The sequence below is a fragment of the Novosphingobium sp. BL-S-34 genome (genome assembly GCF_056857015.1).
This window is the reverse complement of the sequence record NZ_JBXEPV010000003.1, coordinates 517,384-541,231: the sequence shown is the minus strand read 5'-3', so window position 1 is coordinate 541,231 and position 23,848 is coordinate 517,384. Positions and strand designations below refer to the sequence as shown.

Sequence of the window (23,848 nt, the reverse complement as noted above, 5' to 3'; positions counted from 1 at the left end):
CTGGTCATGATAAAGCCTTTGCTCAAGCACAGATCTGGTAGCCATGTCGGGGGTATCCTGCCGCCGTTCTTCATCGCTGGCCCGTCAATTTCAACAAGAGGATCTTTTGACCGATTGATGAATTGTAACGCGTGAACACGCCCCCTTAAATTACACGGAGACAGAATATGGGTTGGATCGTCGCGCTTATCGTCGGCGGCATCGCTGGCTGGTTGGCCAGTTTGGTGATGAACCGAGATGCATCTATGGGCATTTTCCTCAACATTGTAGTCGGCTGCATCGGTTCCGTTATCGGCAATGCCCTTTCCGGACCCTTATTTGGTATCCGTGGCAGCGTTCAGGAATTTTCGGTCACTGGCCTGATCATTGCTTTTGTCGGTGCTGTCGTACTGCTGGCGATCGTCAATTTCTTTCAGCGTAGTCGCCTGCGTTAACCAGCAGCCAGTGAGCGCACTTCGGCAGGGTATCCTCGCCGAAGTGCTCCGGCCGCCGTCAGTGACGCATTCGCAATCTGGCTGGCAATGTGCTACGCAATATGGGCGCCATATGGGCGCCCCGAACAGCGCTCGTTGCTTGTGACCGCAAACATAAACACAACCAGGTTAGGCAGAAAATACTCCTAGCCTTGCAATTAGTTAGATATCCGAAGCCGACTTATATTTACCTAAGCCATTCCGGTTAAGGCATTACAATGGAATACCTTTCAGCCGTTGAATTGTTCGTTCGGCGCCTTACCTCACGGTCGAAATTGGAGAGGCCCTCCATCTCTGCTCTTCTGGACCTCGACGGCCGCTTGGTGCCTGTCCAGCGAGGCGAGGACCTAATTCTACCTGGGCACCCAGTCTCATATTCAACTCTAGTAGTTCGCGGCGTTCTGGGTCGCTTCGATCAGATGCTGGACGGCAAACGTCAGATAACCGCCCTTCACATTCCCGGCGACATGGCTGATCTTCATTCGCTGCCCATACCAACCCCGTCATGGGGTATCCAATCACTTGTACCGTCTACAACTCTCCAGATTCCTCACGAGCGATTGCGCCGTGTGCTTGACTCACATCCGGACGTTGCCATCGCCTTCTGGCGCGACACAGTGGTCGACGCCTCCATACTCGCGAAGTGGACAGCTTACATTGGACGAGCTGATGCGACGACGCGCATAGCGCACCTTTTTTGCGAACTGGGCGTTCGCATGGCTTTTCAAGGGATGGCCGCCAAAGACGATTTCCCCCTCGCATTCACCCAGGCGCAGATCGCCGATGCCGTCGGTTTGACCACTGTGCATGTCAATCGGACGATGGCAGTGCTTCGAGCAGCCTGCGGCCTTTCCATCGAAAAGGGGCGTGTCATGGTCAGGGACTGGAATGTAATGGCGTCTTACGCGAATTTCGACGACAGCTATCTTCTCATGAGCCGGTAGCGGCTCATCGAGTAGCCACCGTTCAGCGACGTCAGAGCCGGACCGACTAAAGCCACCGCTTTTATTCCCTGCCCAAAGCCGCGATTTTACTCTGCCAAGCCGGCGTGCTCTGCGTGGCTGGATTCGAAAAGATGCTTCGCCTGCGGCGTGGCTTTCTTGTTTCCCACATCGATTGCAGATTGATTTCGCTCAACAAGAGGTAGCGCCGGGAACAAATTGCCAAGAATTTGCCTTAGTTTCCAGGATAAGGACAGATGACCGGGCCGACTCGTTACCGAGACATATCCCGCCTGGAGGACCAAGATGGAAGTTTACACGTTGCGATTCTCCGACGACGCGTTTGGCGTTGCGCGCCGCTTAGAATTCAAAGCGCGAGATATGAGTTCTGCTCTCGTAATCGCTCATCGCGAAGCAGGTAGCCGGCGTGTTGAACTATGGCATGGAAGTCGAATGCTCGGTGTCGTCGAAAGGCAAGCTAATGTCGGGCGAGTTCGCCTGCCCCCGCACAAATACCGTGTCCCGTCCAAACTCGTGGATAATTACGGTTTAGAACTACCGTGCACGCAATCCCACACGAACGCCGCGAGCCCGGAGCGGTGTCACGTGGCACACTGATACGCACGTCCAGGGCTTTCTCCCTCAAATTCAGATCACTGCCCCCGTGTGATCCCTTAAGGCTGGTGCTTTGCTTAACAGGGCGGGACCGACCTTTTTTACCACCTGCGGAATTTTTTTGCATCTCAGCGCAGGCGGATCGCGCGATCGCGCAAAAACCTCGTAATCCTTATCGCTGTTAAAGGTACGCCACCGCCCGCAAACTTGAAGAATAGCGCATTCGCTATCGCGGCTAATACCTGGCGTACCGTAAACAGCGAGGTCCCAATGACCGCAGTCAGGACATCCGACATCATCGCTGTTTAAGGTACGCTGTCTAGACATCTCCGTGACATCAGACTGAAGCAGCAGCTTCCCCCCGCCCAACTATCGTACCTCAATCAGCGAAGCCGAGAGGTCTCACTCAGGGTTGGCGCGGGGCTTGCGAAGCGGCCTACTGACGGTTGATTGAGCACGGAGCGGGATATGCATTGTCGCTGATTAAGGTACGCCAAGGCGTCCAGGGAGGCGTTAGCGATCCTGCCGGTCCGAAGGCACCCTCAAGATGAACATTAACCGAGTCTCCAATGGAGACAGTCCACTTAAGACGGCGCTTTCCAACGCTCGACGTACTTTTTCCAGCGATCCTTAAGCACATCGCCTTCCAGGGTGTCGATCTGACCTCCCAAAGCTCGCCTGAAAGCATCGGCCATTATGCTCACCGAGTTGTTCGAACCATAGTCACGGCCGATGCGATAGAGTTCAGGCTCAGAAAATTCCAAAGAACCCGTTGCCGGGAACCTGATTGGCTTGCTGGATTCGCCAGTTTTTCCTGAACTGTATAAGCGGAGCATTCCGGCTTCTTCGATCAAGCTTGGCACGGTCTTTTTTGCCTTTTCCTGTTCAGCTTGGACAAGAAGCATTCCCTTTATAGGCTTTTCAGCATGCCGCAGCTTGATGATGAGATCGCTGAGATCAACTGAGTGACGTGCCTGCTGATAAACGCCTGATACTTCCTCCCATGCAGCGCGCACAGATTGCCTGAACTTTGTCATTGTGCTGGACTGATTGCCGAGGTGCTTGGCGAGATCCTGCCAGCTGAGCCTGACCTCCGTTCCCTGAGGTATTCGAGGCAGACGGTAGGCCAGCCAAGTGTAGAGATCCAGCTTGGTAGCACTGTCTTTAAGGGCGACGATGGCCCGTTCATTGAACGGCACCGAATGTTTGAGGAGTTCATTGTAGAATTCTTCGGACAAAACAAAATGCGAGACAAAGGATCCCTCGCCGGTTCTTAAGCCAGCATATTGGTTCACAATGCGCATGTCATTGACAGCGAATGCCCGCATTTGATCCTTTTGAACGGCCGCTTTTCGGCCATCGTTTCGCTTGCCCCGCCCGTCGGCCACGTCATCGTCCCAACGGATTGTCCACTGGCAGTTCAAGATTCGATCAATCTGATCCTGAACGCTCGTACGGGTACCACGCTTACCGCCAGACGAGGTATTCGTGATGCCCATTCGCCGCAGCCAGCTCGAGAAAGAACTTCCTAGATAGATCTCGCGTGTTCTCGTCCGGACAGCCTCTGTCATGATATAGATCATGATAAGACGCGCATGTCTGCCATACGGCACACCCCGGTTAACGGACACAAATTCGCCGCCCGGGCCATTCGGCTCCTGTCTCTCCATTGGCTGAATGATCAAGGAGATATTGCCGTCTCGCCGAATGACGGGCGCTGTAGGGTCCTTGGGTGCTTTAACCGGCAAAGACATGGCACACAAAGCCGAATGCATGAAGTTGGGGAGAGATTCCTCTTCCATCACGTAACGCACAGCGTCAAAGATGCGCTTTGCTTCGGCGGTTTCGGCCAGCGCGCGAACTTCCTCCGCAGGGCTCGCTGTGAGAGCATCGACGAAGCGAGCGCCAAGCGGCAACGCTATCTGAGCGTCTGCATCTCCTGTTTTCCGCCTGGCCACAGAATCACCCCTGGTTGATATCGTCCGCCGAGGATTGTGGCGAATTTGAACCGGAAAGCAAGACATTGGCGATTTTTTGGCTCGACGAGTGCTAAAAGTGCCAACCAGTCGCTGGTAAAGGTACACATCGCAAATTCTGGTGTTCTAAAATCATTTTTTTGACCCATCCTTACCGAAGGAAGGTTCTCCCAGAGGGAGTAGGATTCTTTAGTAGGTTAGATCGCCTACCTTAATCAGCGACCGAACATACCTTCGCCAGCGACCTTTCGTACCGTTATCAGCGACAACCCGTACCTTAAGCAGCGCCTCCAGGTTATCATCGAACCTCCGAGATGCAGGACAGTGCGATCGGAAATATTCCTTTCGCTTTTTCTCGTTCGCGCGTCGAGATTTCGCGAATGGCTCGCTGATAAAGGTATATGTGAAAAAAACCTCTTACACAGCAGCGGTGCGATCCCTTCCATCGCTGAGCTCCGTACTTTAATCAGCGACACGCGAAATCGACTCGCCCAGCCTGTCGGATTTTCCGTAGTATGCAGCAAAATACCGCCAACCGGTCGCTGATTGCGGTATCGATGCCAGAAATCGACGGGCAGAAAGTCGCCAATCGATGAGACAGGTGAATTTTTGGTTGTCGAGTTTTCGCGTTCTATCTAAGGAAAATTGACAAGTCTGCCAACTGAGGCAGCAAACTGACAGGTAGAAGGACTATCATGGCGTCCCTCCCATCCGAGCTGGGCAGTAGCACCAAGGATCTGATCACACGCTATTATCAAATGGCGAGCATGGTCCTGAGGAAACTGCAAGAGCGCAACATACAGCACACGCCGCCACGTACGGGACCTATGTTCACTATATCGCAGGCAGCCGCATTAGTTGGCCGCTCGGCCTCGGCTATTCGAATAGCCGAAGCAGAGGGCCGCCTGCCTCATCAAGAGCGAAACATGGCGGGGCGCCGAAAAGGTTATACCCTTAGAGACCTCGACACCATGCGGCAGGTTTTCGATACCCGTCCGTGGCGGCAAGAAGGTGATCCGCCAGCAGTGATCGCTTGCCAAAACTTCAAAGGCGGCGTGGGAAAATCGACGATTGCAGTCCATATGGCGCAATATTTGGCTATTCACGGGTATCGCGTCTTGCTCGTGGACGCAGATGCCCAAGCTTCCGCTACTATGCAATTTGGTTACATACCCGATCAGGATCTCGATGAATTCGACAGCATCTACGCTTTGCTCCAAGGTAAGCCGGAGCGCGGAATAGCACAGATCGTTCGCAAGACACATTTCCACAATCTCGACCTCATCCCGGCCAACCTGAAGCTTTATAATGCGGAATATGAGGTAGCGGCACGCATAAGTGTCCATGGTTTCAGCGTCCTCACGACGCTCGCGCGTGACATTCATAAAATCGCTGACAATTATGATGTCATCATAATGGACCCTCCACCAGCCCTCGGCATGGTGTCGCTATCGGTTATGTATGCCGCCAACGCGCTGTTGATACCAGTACCACCCAGCATTGTAGATTTTGCTTCGACTACGGCCTTTCTCAGCATGCTCGATGAGACGATGGGCGCTCTCAACGAACATAACATTCAGCCGGAGTATGGCTTCGTCGGAATGGTCATCTCAAAGAGCGATGCGAATATTGAATCGCAGCGGCAGATCGTGGATATTACCAATACGGTTTTCGGCAGAAGCGTGTTCGCTCAGGAACTGAAAACGTCCGCTGAATTCAACAATGCGGCAAGCCAGCTCAAGACCGTTTTTGACATGACATCATCGACCACGAACCATGCGGTACGTACGCGTTGTTTGAATCAGCTTAACAACCTCGGCCGCGAGCTCGAGCAGAATATTAGGAAGCTTTGGCCCTCCAAAGCGGATGAGATTTAGGAAGCCTGTAGTTCCTACCGTTGAATTAGCCCTGATCGAAAGATCGGGGCTTTTTTTTGGTCGGATCAGCTCCGCTTGCAAACCAAGATGTAGTTTTTCGATCCTGCCATCGGGAACAACTCTTGCCGGGGATTGACAATCGGGCAACCCTGCCCTGCCCTGCCCTGCCCTGCCCTGCCCTGCCCTGCCCTGCCCTGCCCTGCCCTGCCCTGCCCTGCCCTGCCCTGCCCTGCCCTGCCCTGCCCTGCCCTGCCCTGCCCTGCCCTGCCCTGCCCTGCCCTGCCCTGCCCTGCCCTGCCCTGCTCGCTCTCGCTAAAAAACGCGCCGATTAAAGTTGGGATGAGGATCTTGCAAAACTCGATCGCTGCACCGAGGGACCGATCCCTGCAGGTCTAGTAGAGACGTTTAGGCGCTGCATACTGGTACGCACCGACCCGTCGAATTGTCGCTATCCATGTTTGAAGTCCTGCGGTTATGGGGGCAAAGGCTTGGTCAGCACATCGGCCGGCATGCCGCTGAGCAAAAAGCAATAACAGGCTTGGTCATGTCGGAAGGCTTGGCACCAATTTTATTAATGTCTCTAAAGCCCGTAGCACCGACAAACCCATGACGCATTCCACAAGATTAAGCATGGCCTTCCAAGTCAATCTGGTCCATTTTTTGCGCCTCGTCCGAACGGCAACCAAGGGCTTTCGCGCACAAATCTTTTCCGATTTATGGCCGTCTCCACTGGAGACAACGTTGTGCGTAATATGCAGCGCGCTCTATGCGCCCCGGTTCATGGCCATATCCAGAGCCTAAGCAAGGCGATGCGCCATCCCTTTCCATCGATTCCACCCGCATGGACTGGCTGTCTCCAGTGGAGACAAGATTATGCAACTCCGGTCGCCCGCAATCTTCTTGCCAACAGGCGTTTTTTTAGTCTGCTCGAGAAGCCTTAAGGAATGCGCGAATTCCATGAGTCTCCAGTGGAGACAAAGACAACCTGTCGTGTAGAGGACCCGCGTCTTATCATGACGCCGCAGCGATCTGCGGAAAGTCTCCAATGGAGACAAGCTTGGCTGGGCGCCTGTAGTCTCTGCAGACCGATGGCGGGCCGGCGGTGCTGGAAGGTCGACGCGCACGGCAAGCACCACACTTAATCTCAACTGCGCAAACGGCTCACTCGGTTTCGTAATGCGTTCAGTTTGATGGTGCATGGGGCCTAGACTTGCGCCGAGGCTCAAAAATTTAGGCTGAATTCCTCTAAGGCGTGCCCGTCTCGAAACCCTTTTCCGGTGAGCTAAGATTTGATGACCGCAGCTTTGATAAACCCGCTCGATTGGCAAGATCCCAAGCGCCGCTTGTGAATATATTCGCAACCGATCCACCTGTCAGGTTTGGTGTTGGCATGCCTAAAATGAACTCGGCCCGCTCCCGCTAATTAGGAAAGAGGATGCGCTTCAACCCGCAGCGCGGGAAAGAAGGTGCTGGTGAGCTAAGGAAAGCGGCATCAGCGATCGGATTGCTCATTCAGGTAGGATGAACGCGTAAGGGGTACGATTAAAGCAGGGCTCGAAAGACAAGTGGACCGGGCGTTCACAAGGGATCGGACCCCAAAGCTGCGTTAAACAGGCGAGCCGGCGCGGGCGGGCAGAAGCCAGCGGAGCGAGACCAAGCCGACCATTTCGGACTCGGCGTGCCCAGCCACGCAGGGCAGGGCAGGGCAGGGTAGGGTAGGGTAGGGTAGGGTAGGGTAGGGTAGGGTAGGGTAAGGTAGGGCAAAGGGCGGAGAAGGCATACATCAGCAAGATGAGATCGCCTGGCAAACAGGAATATTCGACATTTTGCTTGCCCGCTGTCCTGGCGAGCCCAGCCCGTTTTCGAAAGCCTTTGCGATTGCCCTGCGCATAGCGCTAGGCGAACGGTTGCAATCACACAGCATGCTCAAGTAAGTTTGTGGGAATCTGCAAACAAGCGTCTTGGTTCGCATCGATAGGCAACCAAGTTCAGAAAAAGGTGAACTTTGATGGCTCGTAAACCTGGCTTCGGCGCCTCGATAGCATCGGAAGTCGTGGATGCTTTCGATAGCGGGGAAACGCCGGAACTTCCGTCTGGGGACGTTCTCGCGAGCCGCGGAAAAGCTATATCACGCCTTGGCGCCGACGTCCTGTATGAGCAGTTTGAGTGGATTGATCCCGCTCTTTGCCGACCGTCCAAACAAAACGCTCGGCATTACGATGATCTAACGTATAGCGAATGTGCTGACCTCATCGAGTCGATAAAATCGGAGGGACGCCAGCGCATGGCGGCGGTAGTGCGCCGCACCGACGATCCTGCGGTACCTTATGAAATTGTAGCTGGATCCAGGCGGCATTTTGCAATCTCCTGGCTGCGAGCAAACAACTATCCCGAATTCCGGTATCTCGTCGACGTTCAAAAGCTCGACGACGAAGCCGCGTTTCGTCTCAGCGACCTTGAAAACCGCGCCCGGGAGGATGTCTCCGACCTTGAGAGGGCGCGTAGCTACGCGATGGCCTTGAAGACACATTACAAGGGCGATGTCACATCGATGTCCGAGAGGCTGGGAATGGCGCGCGCCACCGTCTACCGTTATCTTGCGCTGGCCGATCTTGATCAGGACTTTATCGCCGCGTTCGGCGATTCGAAGGCAATCACAGTATCGCATCCAAGGACTATCGCTACGCTGATCAAGGAGGGTGGTGAACCGGCGGAACGAGTTAGGGTTGAGGCTTCGAGGGTTGCGGAAGAGCAGGCGCGCCTGCGTCGAGAAGGTCAGCCGCTGCTCGCGCCAGCGGAAGTTTTGAGCAGGTTCAAAGAGGCTGCAAAACCCCCCCGGCCTCAGATAGTCGAAAATACTTCCTACACGTTGTGCGCTGCCGACGGCAGCCAAATTCTCACCTATACGCGAGCTTCAAAAAAGCGCGGGATGACTGTCACTCTCCCGGTAAAGCTGTCTGCAAAGCGAAAAGAGGTTGAGGATGCTTTTGCAATCCTCATCGACGAAATATTCGAAAACTCATAACACCCCAAGATAGAACAAAGCGGGAAACCGCTCAATTATCGCCTAGAGCAGCCCTTACAGCGCAAGCGCCAATATTGCGGGGTTTGGCTCGTTGATGGTGCTTTTCTCCGCTGAGAAAGCTTCTGAGGGGACTTTTTTTACGGCGAAAATGCCTCCCATTTTCTCAGATTCTAGCAGCGCATCGAAGAGCGCGACCGTCCTATCCCGTAAAGTGGTGGTTCCGAATTAGCCCATTTTTCGTTGATCAAGCGAATGAACGCGCGCATCATCAAATAGCCAAACATCGCGTCCTAAAAAAACCTTTTTAGCGCAGAGGGTTAGGTGGTGAAAAAGCTAATCTGACTTAAGTTTACACCTACCGGAATGGCTTTTGCGCGCACTATCGATAATCTTACAAAATATGGGTGAAGGTGTAGCCGGCTCGGCGGCGTGCCATGTCAGGGTTACATCCATAGACCACGACTAGTCTGACTTTTAAGCCGCTAAGAAAACGATGAGACGCCATCGTGCATTTGCAACATAATAGCGACGAGGGGGAGAGCGGCTTAATTCAGTCGCCGGCAGGTTTGCAAAATTGAACGAAGTTTGGAAACTTATAACTTAATATCGGAAGGAGAGTTACAGCCAGCTGAATTCTGTAATTATCCAACTGGCTTTCACGTGGGTGACGTCGATCCATAGGTACTCCCAGTCGTCTTCGATTGCGCGCTCGAGGAAGCACCGACGTTCTTGTCGAGTTCCTCGCACAGCTGACTGATCTGACCCTTCGAGATCCCATCCATACCCAGTGACTTTACCAAGTCATCTACCGAGCGGGTGGAGATGCCTTGAATATACGCTCACATGACGAGGACGTCGGTCAAGGTTTAATGTCGTGACAGCATTGGCCGTCTCCTTGGCAATCGGATCCAGGCTTTGCCCGTTGTATGACGCGGACCGACGAATCGACCCATATCCAGCTCACATGCGGTCGCCGTCCGGAACGGCTGCACCATTATCCCGCTTACGGCGGGACGGGCTGAGGTAAGCGAGACCAGTCTTCCTGGCGGCGGTGAACGCCAACTTATATCTCGGTTCGCTTCCTGGATCCGCGGAGCTGATCAGGCTCCAGGGATTGGTGTAGGGTGTTGCGTCAGGCGGCCTTCACTATGGCTCCCTCGATCACCACGCCCGCAGTCGCATATTTCCACAAGGCGACGAGGAGCTTGCGGGCGAGTGCTACAATCGTCGGCTTTTTGAGACGGCCGCCGTTGTGTTGCACGCGTTCATGGAACCAGCGCGCAAGCGCGGAGTCCGGCTGGTATCGCAGCCAGAGCCAAGACAACTCGACCATGGTCGATCGCAGCCGAGCATTCCCGGTCTTGGAGACGCCCTGCTCGCGTCGGATTGATCCGCTCTGCCATGGTGTGGGCGCCAAGCCAGCATAGGCAGCAAGCTGTCGTCGATTGTCAAAATGCCGGAATAGACCTTCCGAACACAGAACGGCGGCGAACTCCGGTCCGATGCCCTTGACGTGCATGAGCATCGTGACCGGAGTGTCGGTTGCTTCCTCTTTGATCAAAGCATCGCGTTCCACCTCGACGGCTTTGATCTGTTGCATGATCAGCTCGAGGCGATCGAGTTCGCGGTGAATCTGCCCTTCGACATGCCGAGCGAGGGGCCGGCCATCGCCCGTTTGCATATCCTTGAGCCGATCGCGTCGATCGCGACGCATCGGCTCGTAACCCGTGATGCCTTGCGTAAAGAGCAGACCTTTGATCCGATTGACGTGGCAGGTGCGCTCGTTGATCAGAACCTTGCGCTCACGACAGACGCGGCGCCGGTCCTCCTCTTCCACACTCGGCGGCCGAACCATCGCGCACACCCGTGGTTCGCCTCTCTTATACGCGAGCAAGGCGCGCACCAGCGCTTCGCCGTCGATCTTGTCGGTCTTCGCTCTCCGCCGTCGCCGTGACGTCGCGATTGATGCGGGATCGACGACATGGCTTTCGATGCCCTCCCGTTCGAGTACGCGGTGAATCCAGAATCCGTCGAGACCGGCCTCTTGGATGACGATTACGCCAAAATCCTGGCCAGTCCTCTGGGCCGCCTTCGTGCGAAGCTGCGTGAACCGGTCCATCAGGCCGGCGATGTCGCCAGCGCGCACGACATGTTTCGACATCCGCTCGCTAGCACCTGGTGACAGCGACGTGATTAGCCACGTCGATTTACTCAGTTCCATCGAAACGAAGATGGCGCCAAGATCAATACGGATAGCGGCCGGCGCATGGGGTCGATCAGTTGTAGCTGCAAGCATGGTTGCCTCCACGGAGTTAGGGTCAGCAACCGCACTCTGCCAGAGCGCCAGCCGCTATCCACCTCTCGCCATGGGATCTTCCTGGATCACCGCTCCTCGCCCGCTCAGCCATGCGGCGGGGTTCGAGGAAGCCCGGGGGAGTAGCTTCCCTTCCTGAGCTCGGGGATGCGCAGTTCGACCGTCGCCGCTCGCGTGTGCGAGTTGCGCTCGCGGTAGCCGTTGCGCTGGACCAGCCTTGCCGCGGATTTCTCGCCATGGGCGGCTCCGGTCAGGTCGCCGACTTCCATCTCCATCAACCGCTCGGTGGCAAACGAGATCATCTCGCGCAGAATGTCTGCACCCGAGGCCTTCTCTAACAGCGAGCGCAAGTGCATAATCGGATCGGTCATCGTGATTCCTTCCGTCAGGTTTGAGCTTCGCAACCCAAACCTACCCGAAAATCACGGTGACCACCTCAGCCTTTACCTACACCACGTCCTGGCACAAAATCCCGTAGGGAATCGCGCTGCTGGCTCCACCGCGATGGGACTGCACTATTGCCTCGAGGACACGGGGGGAACTATCTTCAATGAAAGATTGACACAGAAAAGTATCAATCCGGTATCGTCTTTGACCTCTACTCGCCAGTCACCGGCATCACCGAACCCTTCCGCCTTTTCCCTCAGTAGCTCACCCAGATACCGTACAGCCATCGTCTTCGCATCGCCAATGTTTTCGATGTCTATGCCTTTTAGGTCATGAATTTCTTCACCGTTGAAGGTGTCAAAATGATAAATGGGCAAATCGCTCTCCGCTTTTGATGGCTCAACGTATCCTGGTGAGGAATAAGCCGCTTCGATGGTAATGAGGACAAACCGCTGGTGGTTCCGGGGGGCCTAGGCCGTGTGATTTTTGTTAACTTGAAAGACAAGATTTTCGAGATCTCAGGCCAATTGTCGCTCCAGGAAGGGGCCTTGAAGCTATCTGCGGCAAAGTTCCGTCTTCAAGAAACACATCCAGCCACGCTTAAGCGATATGCTTGCTCGCAAGAAGCCGCGCGGTTGCCTCCCAGGGAGGTCCGCGCCGAACTTTGGCGAGTTGAGGAACGGCTGACGTGCAGGATTGTTTTCGTGAGTATGGAGACCGACGATGCCCGATGAAAGAAATGCTCTCGATTTTGAGCTGGATGGCTCCATTTTAGCGCGGACAAAAATATCAGCGAAAGCACCGGCGGCGTCCGAGGCGTGACGACGGCCAAAAGCGAGGATCTCGAGATAGTTTCTAAGACCGAGCAAGACGCACCCGATGCGGGAGGGATCGAATGGTGTGGTGGTTTCATCAAGAAGCCGCCGGTACCATCTGGCGAATGAGATATCTCGGGCGCCGCGATGACTTTCCCTGTCAGGTGAAAAGGACTTTTGTTTGCCGAGAAAGGTGATTGACCGGGAGCGACGTGCAACCACGGGGTCAGTGAATTCCAAAATCGTGCGGGTTCAAGATTAGTGGCAATAAGAATACGAGGATGGTTCAAGCGGAGGTGGTAATGGCGGTCGAATGCGTTGCTTATCGTGATTCCAAAGGTGCTCTTCACAGCAGCCTCGAGAAAGCGACGCTCGAAGATCTCGCTAATGTGCTTGGCAGGGTGGGCGAGGAAGGCGGGATGACAAGCGGGGTGGCCCGGATGATCTTCGACAAGAGGGCGGAAATCGAGCGTGTATTTGCCGAGCATGATGCTCTCCTTGCATCCGCGTCCCATCTGGCATCATTAGAAACCGCAGATCAGCCTCGGGCGAAGCTCGACAACGTCAGGGACGTTGGAATTGAGAAGGCATAAATTCGCTGTATAGTTCGCGAACAAGTGCCTCGACTGCAAAGCGCTCCTCTAAGTCGAACGGCTTATCGTTTTCACATTGAAAGAGCCAGCACACGGCTTTTTGATCCGACGAGGGCGTTCCGGCGGTGGATGACTCCACCTCGTGTGGAACGAAGCCGGCAGCAACCTGCATAGCAATGGCTCGTGCAAGTTTTAGAGGTAAAACGTTTCGGTTCAATAGCGGGCGGTGAACATGGCAGGATAGTATCCGGCGCATCCCGTTTGCTTAGAATCGAGCGCTTTCCTACATCTCCCCCTAATCCTGGCCGGCACCGTTCCAAACGGGCTATCGTGGCAAATTCCGATTGTTTGCCGCTCGCAAGGGGGCTTCCGTATCGGGGCAGCAAGGACGTTTTGATTGATGGGCGAATCGGCGCTGTTCTTCATCTTAAAAGCGGGCCGAGGGGGTGCTGCTGCGAGACAATGGGCTTGCAGCTGTGTCAGCTAGCCATCAAAATCATTCATAGCAGCGCGGCCAGCCATAAAAAAGGCCGCCGGGGCGGCCTTTAGTTTTGGCCCATCCGAGACGGGGGAGGGGGACGGAGGGCCTTCATACCACTCTCGTTATGGTGGCATGTTCTCAACGCGGTGGAGGCTCTGGCGTTCCTGCCGCTGCTTACAGCTCCATACCGGGACGGGCGCCGTTTTCGCAAATCAGCATAATAGCGTGGCGTTTCCTCTCCGGCGCAAGCGCATTTGTATTGCCGCTGCCAAGACCGTCCGCAGTCACGGCCGCTGGATACGTTCGCTCGATTCTTATTACCCTTCGGCCGTGCAGACCGGCTCGGCGTTCGGATTCCGGGGGCATCGCGCGCACCGTTCCGCGAATTACCCGCGCAGCATTCCGAGATGATCGCGCGCAGTTTGGGATGACGGAAGCCTGATCGTTGGGACCATTCCCTGGCTGAGCAGCTAGGAGGATTGGATGCCGACAAGGAGGGTAATGATGCGTCATGTGCGCGAGATACTGAGGCTGAGCCTGGATGCCAGGCTATCGACCCGCGCAATGTCGCAGCATGTTCGAACCGGGGCGACCACGGTTCGCGACACGCTCAGGCGGTTTACTCGATCCGGGCTATCTTGGCCGCTTCCACCCGAGATTGGCGACGCGGATCTGGAGGAGCGGCTGTACGGGGTTCCCGGCGCCAAACCGGGGCGGCGTAAGCTGCCCGAGCCGGACTGGCCGGTGGTAGCGCGCGAACTGAAGCGCAAACACGTGGCGCTGCAGGTGCTCTGGGAGGAGTATCGGGCCGAGCGTCCGGACGGGTATCGCTACTCGAGATTCTGCGATCTGTTCCGCCGCTGGGAAGGCCGCTTGCCGCTGGTCATGCGCCAGAGCCATGCCGGGGGCGAGAAGCTTTTCCTTGATTACGCTGGCGATACGGTGCCGGTCGTGGTGGACCGGCGGACCGGAGAAGTCCGCGGTGCCCACATCTTCGTCGCCGTGATGGGCGGATCGAGCCTGTCGTTTGCGCTGGCGACGTGGACCGAGCAGTTTCCTGACTGGATCGCGGGTAACAATGCTGCCTTCGCCTTCTTCCGCGGCGTGCCCCAGTTGCTGGTACCCGACAATGCCAAGGTGGCGGTGATCAAGGCCTGTCACTTCGATCCTCAGGTGAACCGCAGTTACACGGACATGGCCCGGCATTACGGCACGGCGATCCTGCCGACCCGGCCGCGCAGGCCGCGGGACAAGGCCAAGGTCGAGGCCTGCGTCGGTATCGTCGAGCGCTGGCTATTGGGCCGCTTACGTAATCGGATCTTCTACAGCCTCGCCGAGGTGAACGCAGCGATCGCCGAATGCCTTGCCGATCTCAATGATCGGCGGGTGCTGCGCCAGTTCGGCAAGACACGCCGCCAGCTGTTCAACGAAGTCGATGTTCCAAACCTCAAGCCGCTGCCGGCAGAGCCGTGGGTTCATGCCGAATGGCGCCGCTGCCGCGTCAGGCTCGATTATCATATCGCGATCGATCGGCATCATTACTCCGTCCCGCATCGCTTCGCCCGCCGCGAGGTCGAAGCTCGGTTCACTGCCAGCACGGTAGAGATCTTCCTGGGAGGCGAGCGCATCGCTGTGCACATGCGCGGCAGCGGCAATGGCCGGCACACCACCGTCCCCGAGCACATGCCCTCCAGCCATCGGCGCTACGGCGAATGGACGCCGGCCAAGATCCGCGAAGAGGCAAGCCGGATCGGGCCAATGCTATCTCTCCTGGTCGAGAAGGTCATCGAGGCAAAACCCCATCCCGAACAGGGCTACCGATCCTGTCTGGGCATCATCGGGCTCGAGAAACGCTTCGGTGCCCAGCGGCTCGAAGCCGCGGCGCTGCGCGCGCTGGAGATCCAGGCGCGCAATTTTCCGTCGGTCAAATCGAACCTCGAAAAGGGCCTCGATCAGGTGCCCGTTCCCCAAACCCCCGAGCAAGAGCCGATCATCCACTCCAACATCCGCGGCTCAAGCTACTACAACTGAAGGAGCAAGAATGCTGAAGCATCCCACTCTGGACCTCATGGGCCAGCTCGGCCTGGCCGGCATGGCCAAGGCCTTCGCCGAGATGGAAGGCAACGATGACGCGGCGAGCCTCAGCCATGCCGAATGGCTGGCGCTGCTGCTCGACCATGACGCCACATACCGAAATGACAAACGCCTCGCTCTGCGCCTGCGACATGCCAAGCTGCGCCACCGCGCCGTGCCCGAGGACGTTGATTACCGAACGCGCCGCAGTCTTGACCGCCGGCTCTTCGAGACGCTGCTGGCCGGCGAATGGATCTCCAGGCACGAAAACTTGGCCATCATCGAACCTACGGGCATCGGGAAAAGTTGGTTGGCCTGTGCGATCGGCCACAAGGCCTGCCGCGATAACCGTTCGGTTCTCTACACCCGGTTGCCGCGCCTGATCGACGAACTGACGCTGGCCGAAGGTGACGGCCGTATCGCTGCCCGCATGAAAAGCCTTGCCCGGGTCGATCTGCTGACCTTGATCTTGGACGATTGGGGGCGTCAGCCACTCGACGGCAACGCCCGGAACCATCTGCTCGAAATCCTCGAAGACCGCTACGGTCAGCGCTCAACGCTCGTCACCAGGCAGCTTCCCGTGGCCCGCTGGCATCAGACCATAAACGATCCAACCTACGCCGACGCCATCCTGGACCGCCTCGTGCACAACGCACACCGGCTCGAACTCGAGGGTGAATCCATGCGTCGACCCGCAGCTGCCGCCGCTTGACCAAGGCGCCAACATAGGTGACATCCACGACCAACGATCAGGCCTTCAACTGCGCGCGATCGTATCGGAACGCTGCGCGGCATCAAATCGGAATGCCTGCGCGCGATTGTCGCAATCCGCACTCGGCGGCCCATCATTTTGCTCAGCTGCGTCCTTCACGGATGACGATAGCCCTGGCCGGAATAATTTTGCTGTTTTGGACCTCGCTCAAAACTTAATCGACGCGGCGGTCATCGGGCGGGCAGGGGGGATATGTTCCGTGTTTAAGTCGCCATCACGGACTTAGAGTGACGTGGACCTTTCATTGCTCCTATATCCGCGTCTTCATACATCCTCATCGGCGTCTGAAGCGAAATCAGTACGCTTCCAGTTCAGGCTACAAGGAGATGCGGCATGGATCAGAAGCCAGCTAAGCTTGGAAAAAAAAGTCGAACGACCCGACCGAAGAGACTTAAGGGCAGAAGGCTGGTCAGGTCGATAGCCAGACGGGGTGTGCTGGAGGCGAAGCCAATCTCTTTCGATTGGCATCCGGCAGGCAGCCTCATGATCACCGTCCTGGCTTATGGCCATTCCAAATCAATCGAAACAGACTGAACGCTCCGAGTACGGCGAGCAGACATCGCTGCTATTCATAAGAAGTTGGTGAATTCAAACTCGGTCAATGTAAATGAAAGGTGAAAGCCGATCGCGCCATAGCGTAAGCTTGGTTTCCCGGCTTACCCTCGCGAATGCTGAACTGGATGAAGGAAGATCGATCAGTTTGATATGCTTTTGCCCATAAAGCTGCGCCCGCGCCCGGCGAGCCGCGGCACCGCCATTGAACGCAAAAGCTCTCAATTCGGGAAAACCATTCGAAAAACTCAGCAAGTCCCGGTGACGTGCATCGCGAATTGCGCTATCCAAGCTGCCGTGGCGGCTTGCGCTTTCGACGACGTCCCATAAGCCGACCCCTCTTCGCAAAATCTGCTCGACTCTTTCAGAATACGGGGTTGACGCAAAGGAAGGGATTCCGATCGTTTCGCCAATCAGCCACCAAAATGCGTTCGAAGGATGGGCATAATACTTTTGCTCGATCAACGACCGATCGCCCGGTAAGCTCCCTAGAATGACGACGCGCGTCCTCTCGTCGACCACAGCGGGAAAAGCGTTCTTTTGCATTGAATCTTGCCTATGGCCTTTGGACCCGGCACACATCAATAGCCGCTGCGTGAGGAAATGTTCTGTTAGCCGAACCAGCCCCGAAGCCCCAAATAAGGCCGATCGTTCAAGCTTTAGGCAATTAGGAAAACCCTAGCGGGCAGGTCGATTTGCTGGTCCAACTGGTCTAACTGGACAGGAATTTAATAACTGCCCGGCGGATCGCTCGCCGGAAAGCTCTCATCAACTTGCTCGTCGACTTGATCCCAATCGGAATTTTTTATTCCGGACTGGCTCTCCGGGCCGGCGTTGCGGACAATCCCTGAAGACCCTACCGGCCCATGGTCGTCTTCGGCGCTAGGCACTGGAACTGGTTTCGACCTGGAATACCAGAGGTAGCCCAGCCCTGCGATAATTCCTAGTTTAAGCAGCCTGCCCATTTCACGCTCCCATTCATTCTGAGTGATGCTGTGCTGACAAAAGTAGATTTATTTCACAACTTGATCCGCAAATACGCCTGAAAACGTCAGTGCGCCCGCTGGATCGTAGATTTCTTCCGAATCTGGCATCAGTTTTTTTGCGACGAAGTTGCGAAGCAGCGGGCCGCTGCTTGTGGCTGGTGGACGGCGCCTTGAGCAGATCTCGGAGTGGAATTTGGTTCAAATCCCATCTGCGACAAGAGGTCCATCAGCTTTTGTCCATCCGACCTTACCCGCGAAAGCCAATGGTCATGATCCAGATGTCCAAGCGCAGACCGTTGGAATTGACCAGCGGCGCGGACGGAATCGCAGAGCAGATGCACCTTGAGAGACTTTCCGGCTTGGTCACCGGAAACCCGGTCGCTGCGCTTTGTGCGGATATCCACTTGAATGCTCCAAAAGGACAAGAGTTCTAATCGGCCACGTCTTCCTCGCAGCTAGGGAGAAACGCTTCTCGGCTCGATTAGTTGCCAGTGAGGCCACGCTTTCGCACTCACTTGATGCGCCCGACCATTTCAAAAAATGTACCGAATGATGTTTAGTGGAGCTTGCTGGCGGAGAAATTTGAAATATAACCCAACAAGGTTGAATAAAAATCTTATCAAAAATAGTTGGCGGAGTGGTCCCGTATGTCGGATAAGATCAAATATTCCACTGCGGTTAAATCAGACAGAGCCTCTTTTGATTCTATTTTTCGCCGCCTGCTTTGCCATCTCCTCTGCGGCGGTTAGAGTTCGGATTATGGCAGGACGGGTTAAGGCCATAAGGCCTCGTGCCAAGGTCAGATCGACCATCTGCGACCATTCAACTCCTCTGATTGATAGCAATTTCAGCCAAAGTCCCTGGCTTTCCGATGCAGGGCGGTTCAGTTCGCGCGTCAATCCACTATTGTCGCCCAAATTCAGAGCTTCCTGCCGAGAAAGCGTTTGCCGCGCCGCGCCGCGTCGGGCTGTGTTTTGACCTCTCGTTCCGAGGTGCGCTGGCCATTGTTGCCTGTGTTGGAAAGGATTTTACGGCGCATATGGTCTGGGGGACCCGTTTGAGACGCAAATGACTCAAGTGATGGTTTTTTCATGACAGGTCCGTGCACCTCGCGCGGCGAAGCCAAGGAAAGCGGGATCAACCGTATGGAAAACCCCGGAAAAGTCTTTTTATTCAAAGCCCCTTTGAATGCCTTCGATGGGATCACTGCTCAACCAGCCGGCCGCCTCCACCTATGTTACAAGCCAAATTATACGCCGACGTTTTTGAAATGCGCTGCTGCAGGAGCAGAACCTTTAACCGCTTAGCTCGTTTAGAGCAAAATCCCGACTCGAACTGGAACATTCATGAGCGATATGATCGATATCAATACTGCCACAGCGCACGAACTGGATACTGTCGACTGTCTTAAAGGCCACGGATTCGAAATCATTCGTTACCGTGAGGAGCGAGGATCCTTTACAGATATACGCCAATTGAATGAGGTTCCCGGACTTTCTGGAAAAGTGGACAAGGCCGCACCGTTAACGGTGACCACGGACAGAGCAAGGAACAGTTAAGCCAACCGACCAGAAGATTTTGCATCTGCGTCGCAGCCCTTTTCTTCGGGCAAAGCGTCGGGTGCGCGTTCAGGCAGGTCGAATCAAGACGTCATAGGCCCTGCAATCTGCCGTCTCGCGCACCGTCAGATAGACGGCGAGTGGTCGGCCGAGGGCGTCAGCCGGCTAGCGAAGCTTACTGCTGAACCCGCCCCGCGAGCGGCCAAGAGCACGTCGATGAGTTCCCCTTTTCCGCGCTCTGCCGAGACATGGACGCGAACTGTGGTGCCACTGATGCTGCAGTAGGCGCTGTTTGCCATGACTTCGGCCAGCGTCACGGCAACGGACTCCCAGATCCCGGCTTCACTCCATCGCCGGAACCGACGATAGTTGAAGTTCCAATTGCCATATTTGGGTGGTGCGTCTCGCCACGGAGCTCCACAGCGGAGCCGCCACAGAATGCGGCTGATGATTGAGCGGTTTTGCTCGGGCAGCCTACCTCGGCCCCGGTTCTCAGGCTCGATTGGCAACAAGCCCTTGAAAACGCGCCATTCTGCTTCGGAGAGATCGCGCCTGCTCAAGCCCGCCTCCAAAGAGCAGCCTTGAATCAAGGAGAGGTCCCGACGTCGGTGCATGGATACTGGGATGACTGCTTCCGATGCTCCAACAGAGCGTTTTCACCTGCTTCTTTCGATGAAATGACGGAAGATGCTAGACAGTCATTGATAGCGCTCGGTTCGGTGATTCTGTGCATCGGGTTTTTCGTCGCAAGCCACCGTCTGCTCAAAAACATCGACATTTCCAGCTGAATTCTTCTGCTGGGCTTAGTGCGGATGATTATAGATTTTGGCTGGCTTTCCTTCAGGTGGATACGTGCGAAACGCGCGACCTCCGGGTAAACTCCGCTTAGGCAATTTGTTCACGCGGCATTGTATAAATCACTCAAAGGAGAAATTCAGTTCCGCGGTTTTAACTGCCAACATCTCTTGCGGTGAAAACTGAACGACAGAGGACTGTTCTGATATTTCCGTGATTGCATCTACGCCATTCCCCCCATCGCTCCACAGTTTGACGGATTTCAAAGGAACCCGCATGGAATCGTGGAAGACGACCTCGCAGACAATGACGCTGTTTGCCTCATGCGCTCGGTCGACAAAGCGTATGTCGATAATCACGCTATCGTCAGTAGGGGCGAAGCGGATGTCAGCAGATCGGCCCTCTTCGATTTCCTGATGGTGCGTACTGGGTGAAGTCACATCGAGAATAATTGACATCTGCTTGCTCCTGTTTCTTGAACAGCCCCCGTGACAAATCATTTCTGCATTTGACGGTTCGCCACCGTGACCTGCGATTCTGTTTCGTCGGCGCAAAGGTAACGAGAGCGGTTATTGTTTGAACGTCTGGCAAGAGGCTCGTATCCAGTTTCGCGCGGCTCAATCGAAAAAGCCTTGGGTGCGCTGCTAAAGAAGCGATGTTAAATTGGGCCTCGGCCGCAATCGAGGCACCGGGGAGCACTTTTTTTTCGTATCAGAAAGTTGTTACGTTTAGCGCCATGACCCGGGTTCCAGGTCAAGTCTCCCCTCGGGCCACCTATCACGAGAAAAAAAGACCCTGCAGAGCGGAGTCGGCTGCAGGGTCCAGGTTCAGCATAATGGTCTAGCCGACATAGACAGACCGCCCTTGTCGGGCGGTCCATTTGCTGCCCCGGACGCGCCTCTTCATTGAGACGTGGGTCGCGGATCGTCCAAGGTTGGAGGAAAGCGTCTGTCGCTGACCGGGGTTCCGGCATACCTCTAAAGATATGTTCATTTAGAATAGCATAATTTTCATGGTAGCCTTCATGACTATAAGCACGCATAAAAAACTATGCTGTTACAAGTGGTTGAACATCGGCCGGGTTGCTGTCGAGTTCCTCCAGGCCCAGATAAGAACCCTCGAATTGGGCCATAGTCATAAGCTTTTGGAGGGAAGGAATGGTAAGGCGTTTGCCAGATTGCTCGATCAGATTGCTTCGCCTTAAATCCTGGATCACGCGGTTGGTGTGGACCTGTGTGAGACCGCACGCTTCGGCGACCTGCGTCTGCGTTAGGGGGAATGCGCAAATGCCATCGGGCATTGCGGAAATTTGCTGCTGTCGCAGGTAAAGTTCACAAAGCAGATGGGCAACCCGCTCTCTAGCACCGAGCAGTCCAATGACAGAAGTCCAGCGGCGTTGGATGGCCAAAGCTTGCATTTGGCTGCGCCAGAAAGCACGCGAGAGGCCCGCACTGCGCATCAACACCGCGCTAAACTCCAGCTTACCGATGATGGCAACTGTAAGAGACGTCAGTGCGGTAATTGATTGCCCGACTGTTGAGTGGCTCGTCAGGTCGCTGCAACAGACGTCACCCGCCATTCCAAATCCGACGATTTGGCGACGACCATCGGGAATATGGATCGCCTGTTCAGCCCAACCACCGACGATAATTACAATATGGGCGGTGCGATCTCCTTGACTTAAAACAGTCTGTCGAGGCAGGTAAGTGCGTTGCCTCAGTTGGGAAGCGAAACCCAATAAGCTCTTCCTCAGCGGCAGATAGGCTGGCGGAGAAGCGATATCGTTTTGCGGCTCGGACCACATGACAGGGTCTCCGGAGCCAGGACACCGAATCGTGTGCTGGATGTTAACAACCTTTCACTCTGGTGCTGGCGGCTCATTCACATGAGTTAGCGTTCCGAGTTCAGGATAACAGTCCGGCCAACGCTTGAGGCATCTTGCCGACGCAAGCTTCCAGAATGATTTGATCGAACTGCGCGACGCATAACTTTCAATCTGCTTCCACGCAGTTTCGTGGTGCTTGATTAAACGGGTTGTGGTTTCCGAATTTAGCCTAGCTCGCAGAGTAAGTTCGCTTGGCTCGCTGTGCAAACAAAGGGATGCAGAGGCCGTATCTCCTATCTATGTCAAAGGCCGCTTCAATGTCTAAGTGCCTGGCTCGGAAGTTTCTCAACCGTAGCAATGCCTTGCAGTTCTGCGGGTAAGCATGCGGATAGAGGCTATCGTCGCCCATGCCGTGGAGGATGCGATGGTGGTTTCCCAGTCCTTGGGCGGCGGCATCGGCCAAGCCATGCGAAGGTGCGTTCGACGACCCATCGCCGAGGGAGAACCTGAAAGCCCTTCGCCTTGTCCGAACGTTTGATGATTTCGATCGTCCAGGCACCTGATCCGGTCAGGGCGGCACGAAGCTTGTCGCCGGCATAGCCTCCATCTGCAAAGACGTGGCGCAGCCAAGGGAAGCGTTTGCGCACGGCCTTGAGGACATCCACGGCACCGTCGCGGTCCTGAATGTCGGCGCTGTGGACGAGGATGAAGATGAGAAAGCTGCAGGTGTCCGTCAGGATGTGGCGCTTGCGGCCTTTTGATCTTCTTTCCCGCGTCATAGCCGCAAGGGCCGCGGCTTTCCGTTGTTTTCACCGACTGACTGTCGATCACACCAGCGCTCGGAGAGGCTTCGCGTCCCTCGATCTCCCGCAGGTTCATCACCAGCACCGTGTTGTTCGCCTCCATGAGGCCGGTGTTGCGCCAGGCATAGAAATAGCGCTGGACCGTAGAAACCGGAAGGAAAGCATTTGGGAAGGAGCCTCCAGGCGCAGCCGCTTGCCGCAATGTACAGCAACGCATTCACCACTTCGCGCATGTCCGTTGTGCGACGTCGACCTCCACGCTTGGCTGGCGGGATAAACGGCGCCGCCAATTCCCACTCCCTGTCCGTCATATCGCTGGAATAGCGCAACCCTTTCCGGCTATGCTCCTGCCGGGCAATACCAGTCCATGCCATTGATCACTCCATCTCTCGCAGGACGACGTGAATCACAACATGTTGGTATTGCTCAACAACTTTTGGGGCGGGCGCTAAGGAGCTGCCCGGCTCGAAGTTAAGGCTATAGGAAGCCTCGGCGAAGGAAGTTCTGCTAAGGCCGAAAAGGTACAATTGTCGGCCTATACCCGTTTTAACCCATGTAAATGGTGGACGGACGATGTCATCCGCATGGGTTCCGGATCTCCAGGCACGCAGAAAAAGTCGGGTCGCCGTATCGAGAAATTATCGTGGATCGGAGCGACATCGGCGATGAGCGCATGCCAGCATTCCTGCTGGATCTTCAAAAGCGATTAAAGGCGGCCGGATTGTAATTTCAACAGCTTCGAATTCTCCCTCGCTCGGCAACATATGGGCGATCTGCTCGGGCTATCGACCGTGCAATGGAACAGGACCATGAGCAGCTTGGATTAGACCGGGTTCATACGGAGTGCTCGCTGGCGTCTCGAGGATCAGGATTTGGCAGGGCTGCTCGAGTTGGCCGCTAATACCTCTCCGGAAATTCGCCGGCGAAGTTGCGTGGAAGCGCCTGGCGGGGATAAAAGGCCGCCGCGACGCCATCCGCTTTATGCA

At 55.6% G+C, this 23,848-nt stretch carries 17 protein-coding genes and 4 pseudogenes; 7 read left to right on the top strand and 14 right to left on the bottom strand.

Going from position 1 to position 23,848, the window contains the following annotated elements; all coding sequences use genetic code 11:
* Nucleotides 1-167: 167 nt before the first annotated feature.
* Together AC1VV3_RS25260 and AC1VV3_RS25255 are read left to right on the top strand one after the other, a co-directional pair.
* Nucleotides 168-434, top strand: a complete 267-nt coding sequence (locus AC1VV3_RS25260) for a GlsB/YeaQ/YmgE family stress response membrane protein (RefSeq protein WP_132270146.1) — start codon at nucleotides 168-170, stop codon at nucleotides 432-434.
* A 506-nt stretch (nucleotides 435-940) separates the two neighbouring features.
* Nucleotides 941-1,417, top strand: coding sequence for a Crp/Fnr family transcriptional regulator (locus AC1VV3_RS25255; RefSeq protein WP_482963227.1), 477 nt, complete (start codon nucleotides 941-943; stop codon nucleotides 1,415-1,417).
* 1,196 nt (nucleotides 1,418-2,613) lie between these two features.
* Here the strand turns inward: AC1VV3_RS25255 and AC1VV3_RS25250 are convergent.
* Complete coding sequence (locus tag AC1VV3_RS25250) at nucleotides 2,614-3,987, bottom strand: replication protein RepA (protein ID WP_165921597.1); 1,374 nt, start codon at nucleotides 3,985-3,987, stop codon at nucleotides 2,614-2,616.
* Nucleotides 3,988-4,700: 713 nt separating this feature from the next.
* On the opposite strand from AC1VV3_RS25250, the gene AC1VV3_RS25245 reads away from it, so the two are divergent.
* Together AC1VV3_RS25245 and AC1VV3_RS25240 are read left to right on the top strand one after the other, a co-directional pair.
* Nucleotides 4,701-5,882 (top strand): AAA family ATPase, encoded by a 1,182-nt coding sequence (locus AC1VV3_RS25245; RefSeq protein WP_279388353.1) that lies wholly within the window; start codon nucleotides 4,701-4,703, stop codon nucleotides 5,880-5,882.
* A 2,008-nt stretch (nucleotides 5,883-7,890) separates the two neighbouring features.
* Entirely contained in the window at nucleotides 7,891-8,907 is a 1,017-nt protein-coding gene (locus tag AC1VV3_RS25240) for a ParB/RepB/Spo0J family partition protein (RefSeq protein WP_132270555.1), read from the top strand.
* A gap of 654 nt (nucleotides 8,908-9,561) precedes the next feature.
* Here the strand turns inward: AC1VV3_RS25240 and AC1VV3_RS25235 are convergent.
* From AC1VV3_RS25235 to AC1VV3_RS25210, 6 genes and pseudogenes are all read right to left on the bottom strand, one after another.
* Nucleotides 9,562-9,746: pseudogene (locus AC1VV3_RS25235) on the bottom strand (transposase); the annotation flags it as partial.
* A gap of 293 nt (nucleotides 9,747-10,039) precedes the next feature.
* Nucleotides 10,040-11,203, bottom strand: coding sequence for an IS110 family RNA-guided transposase (locus AC1VV3_RS25230; RefSeq protein WP_465128521.1), 1,164 nt, complete (start codon nucleotides 11,201-11,203; stop codon nucleotides 10,040-10,042).
* A 97-nt stretch (nucleotides 11,204-11,300) separates the two neighbouring features.
* A pseudogene (locus tag AC1VV3_RS25225) lies at nucleotides 11,301-11,592 on the bottom strand (transposase); the annotation flags it as partial.
* A 144-nt stretch (nucleotides 11,593-11,736) separates the two neighbouring features.
* The gene (locus AC1VV3_RS25220) at nucleotides 11,737-11,985 is read right to left on the bottom strand and encodes a DUF6894 family protein (protein WP_465128531.1); all 249 of its coding nucleotides are present in this window, start codon (nucleotides 11,983-11,985) and stop codon (nucleotides 11,737-11,739) included.
* A gap of 200 nt (nucleotides 11,986-12,185) precedes the next feature.
* The gene (locus tag AC1VV3_RS25215; RefSeq protein WP_482963226.1) at nucleotides 12,186-12,911 is read right to left on the bottom strand and encodes a hypothetical protein; all 726 of its coding nucleotides are present in this window, start codon (nucleotides 12,909-12,911) and stop codon (nucleotides 12,186-12,188) included.
* A 76-nt stretch (nucleotides 12,912-12,987) separates the two neighbouring features.
* Entirely contained in the window at nucleotides 12,988-13,188 is a 201-nt protein-coding gene (locus AC1VV3_RS25210; protein WP_482963225.1) for a hypothetical protein, read from the bottom strand.
* An 813-nt stretch (nucleotides 13,189-14,001) separates the two neighbouring features.
* On the opposite strand from AC1VV3_RS25210, the gene istA reads away from it, so the two are divergent.
* Entirely contained in the window at nucleotides 14,002-15,528 is a 1,527-nt protein-coding gene (istA, locus tag AC1VV3_RS25205; RefSeq protein WP_482963224.1) for an IS21 family transposase, read from the top strand.
* A 10-nt stretch (nucleotides 15,529-15,538) separates the two neighbouring features.
* Nucleotides 15,539-16,282, top strand: coding sequence for an IS21-like element helper ATPase IstB (gene istB / locus AC1VV3_RS25200; RefSeq protein WP_482963223.1), 744 nt, complete (start codon nucleotides 15,539-15,541; stop codon nucleotides 16,280-16,282).
* A gap of 648 nt (nucleotides 16,283-16,930) precedes the next feature.
* On the opposite strand, the gene AC1VV3_RS25195 is transcribed toward istB, so the two are convergent.
* The 3 genes from AC1VV3_RS25195 to AC1VV3_RS25185 form a co-directional block, all read right to left on the bottom strand.
* Nucleotides 16,931-17,440: a DNA-deoxyinosine glycosylase gene (locus tag AC1VV3_RS25195; RefSeq protein WP_482963222.1), complete on the bottom strand. Its 510-nt coding sequence runs from the start codon at nucleotides 17,438-17,440 to the stop codon at nucleotides 16,931-16,933.
* A 182-nt stretch (nucleotides 17,441-17,622) separates the two neighbouring features.
* On the bottom strand, nucleotides 17,623-17,859 hold the full coding sequence (locus tag AC1VV3_RS25190) for a hypothetical protein (protein ID WP_482963221.1): 237 nt from the start codon (nucleotides 17,857-17,859) through the stop codon (nucleotides 17,623-17,625).
* 940 nt (nucleotides 17,860-18,799) lie between these two features.
* Nucleotides 18,800-19,087 carry a hypothetical protein gene (locus AC1VV3_RS25185; protein WP_482963220.1) on the bottom strand — a complete coding sequence of 96 codons (288 nt, stop codon included), beginning with the start codon at nucleotides 19,085-19,087 and terminating at the stop codon, nucleotides 18,800-18,802.
* 148 nt (nucleotides 19,088-19,235) lie between these two features.
* Here AC1VV3_RS25185 and AC1VV3_RS25180 point away from each other — a divergent pair, with 148 nt between their 5' ends.
* Nucleotides 19,236-19,439, top strand: a complete 204-nt coding sequence (locus AC1VV3_RS25180; RefSeq protein WP_465128863.1) for a ComEA family DNA-binding protein — start codon at nucleotides 19,236-19,238, stop codon at nucleotides 19,437-19,439.
* Between the two features lie 20 nt (nucleotides 19,440-19,459).
* On the opposite strand, the pseudogene AC1VV3_RS25175 reads toward AC1VV3_RS25180, so the two are convergent.
* The 4 genes and pseudogenes from AC1VV3_RS25175 to AC1VV3_RS25160 form a co-directional block, all read right to left on the bottom strand.
* Nucleotides 19,460-19,999, bottom strand: a pseudogene (locus AC1VV3_RS25175) (IS5 family transposase); the annotation flags it as partial.
* 357 nt (nucleotides 20,000-20,356) lie between these two features.
* Nucleotides 20,357-20,692 (bottom strand): hypothetical protein, encoded by a 336-nt coding sequence (locus AC1VV3_RS25170; RefSeq protein ID WP_465128538.1) that lies wholly within the window; start codon nucleotides 20,690-20,692, stop codon nucleotides 20,357-20,359.
* Between the two features lie 590 nt (nucleotides 20,693-21,282).
* The gene (locus AC1VV3_RS25165) at nucleotides 21,283-22,038 is read right to left on the bottom strand and encodes a Crp/Fnr family transcriptional regulator (RefSeq protein ID WP_482963219.1); all 756 of its coding nucleotides are present in this window, start codon (nucleotides 22,036-22,038) and stop codon (nucleotides 21,283-21,285) included.
* A 366-nt stretch (nucleotides 22,039-22,404) separates the two neighbouring features.
* Nucleotides 22,405-23,236 (bottom strand): annotated as a pseudogene (locus AC1VV3_RS25160) (IS5 family transposase).
* Between the last annotated feature and the right edge of the window lie 612 nt (nucleotides 23,237-23,848).

What these genes read in the sequence shown, in the direction of transcription:
- AC1VV3_RS25260 (WP_132270146.1), top strand. Translation starts at nt 168, where the DNA reads ATGGGTTGGATCGTCGCGCTTATCGTCGGCGGCATCGCTGGCTGGTTG.
- AC1VV3_RS25255 (WP_482963227.1), top strand. Translation starts at nt 941, where the DNA reads ATGGCTGATCTTCATTCGCTGCCCATACCAACCCCGTCATGGGGTATC.
- AC1VV3_RS25245 (WP_279388353.1), top strand. Translation starts at nt 4,701, where the DNA reads ATGGCGTCCCTCCCATCCGAGCTGGGCAGTAGCACCAAGGATCTGATC.
- AC1VV3_RS25240 (WP_132270555.1), top strand. Translation starts at nt 7,891, where the DNA reads ATGGCTCGTAAACCTGGCTTCGGCGCCTCGATAGCATCGGAAGTCGTG.
- AC1VV3_RS25230 (WP_465128521.1), bottom strand. Translation starts at nt 11,203, where the DNA reads ATGCTTGCAGCTACAACTGATCGACCCCATGCGCCGGCCGCTATCCGT.
- AC1VV3_RS25215 (WP_482963226.1), bottom strand. Translation starts at nt 12,911, where the DNA reads ATGCTCGGCAAATACACGCTCGATTTCCGCCCTCTTGTCGAAGATCAT.
- AC1VV3_RS25210 (WP_482963225.1), bottom strand. Translation starts at nt 13,188, where the DNA reads ATGCAGGTTGCTGCCGGCTTCGTTCCACACGAGGTGGAGTCATCCACC.
- istA (WP_482963224.1), top strand. Translation starts at nt 14,002, where the DNA reads ATGCGTCATGTGCGCGAGATACTGAGGCTGAGCCTGGATGCCAGGCTA.
- istB (WP_482963223.1), top strand. Translation starts at nt 15,539, where the DNA reads ATGCTGAAGCATCCCACTCTGGACCTCATGGGCCAGCTCGGCCTGGCC.
- AC1VV3_RS25195 (WP_482963222.1), bottom strand. Translation starts at nt 17,440, where the DNA reads ATGCAAAAGAACGCTTTTCCCGCTGTGGTCGACGAGAGGACGCGCGTC.
- AC1VV3_RS25190 (WP_482963221.1), bottom strand. Translation starts at nt 17,859, where the DNA reads ATGGGCAGGCTGCTTAAACTAGGAATTATCGCAGGGCTGGGCTACCTC.
- AC1VV3_RS25180 (WP_465128863.1), top strand. Translation starts at nt 19,236, where the DNA reads ATGATCGATATCAATACTGCCACAGCGCACGAACTGGATACTGTCGAC.
- AC1VV3_RS25170 (WP_465128538.1), bottom strand. Translation starts at nt 20,692, where the DNA reads ATGTCAATTATTCTCGATGTGACTTCACCCAGTACGCACCATCAGGAA.
- AC1VV3_RS25165 (WP_482963219.1), bottom strand. Translation starts at nt 22,038, where the DNA reads ATGTGGTCCGAGCCGCAAAACGATATCGCTTCTCCGCCAGCCTATCTG.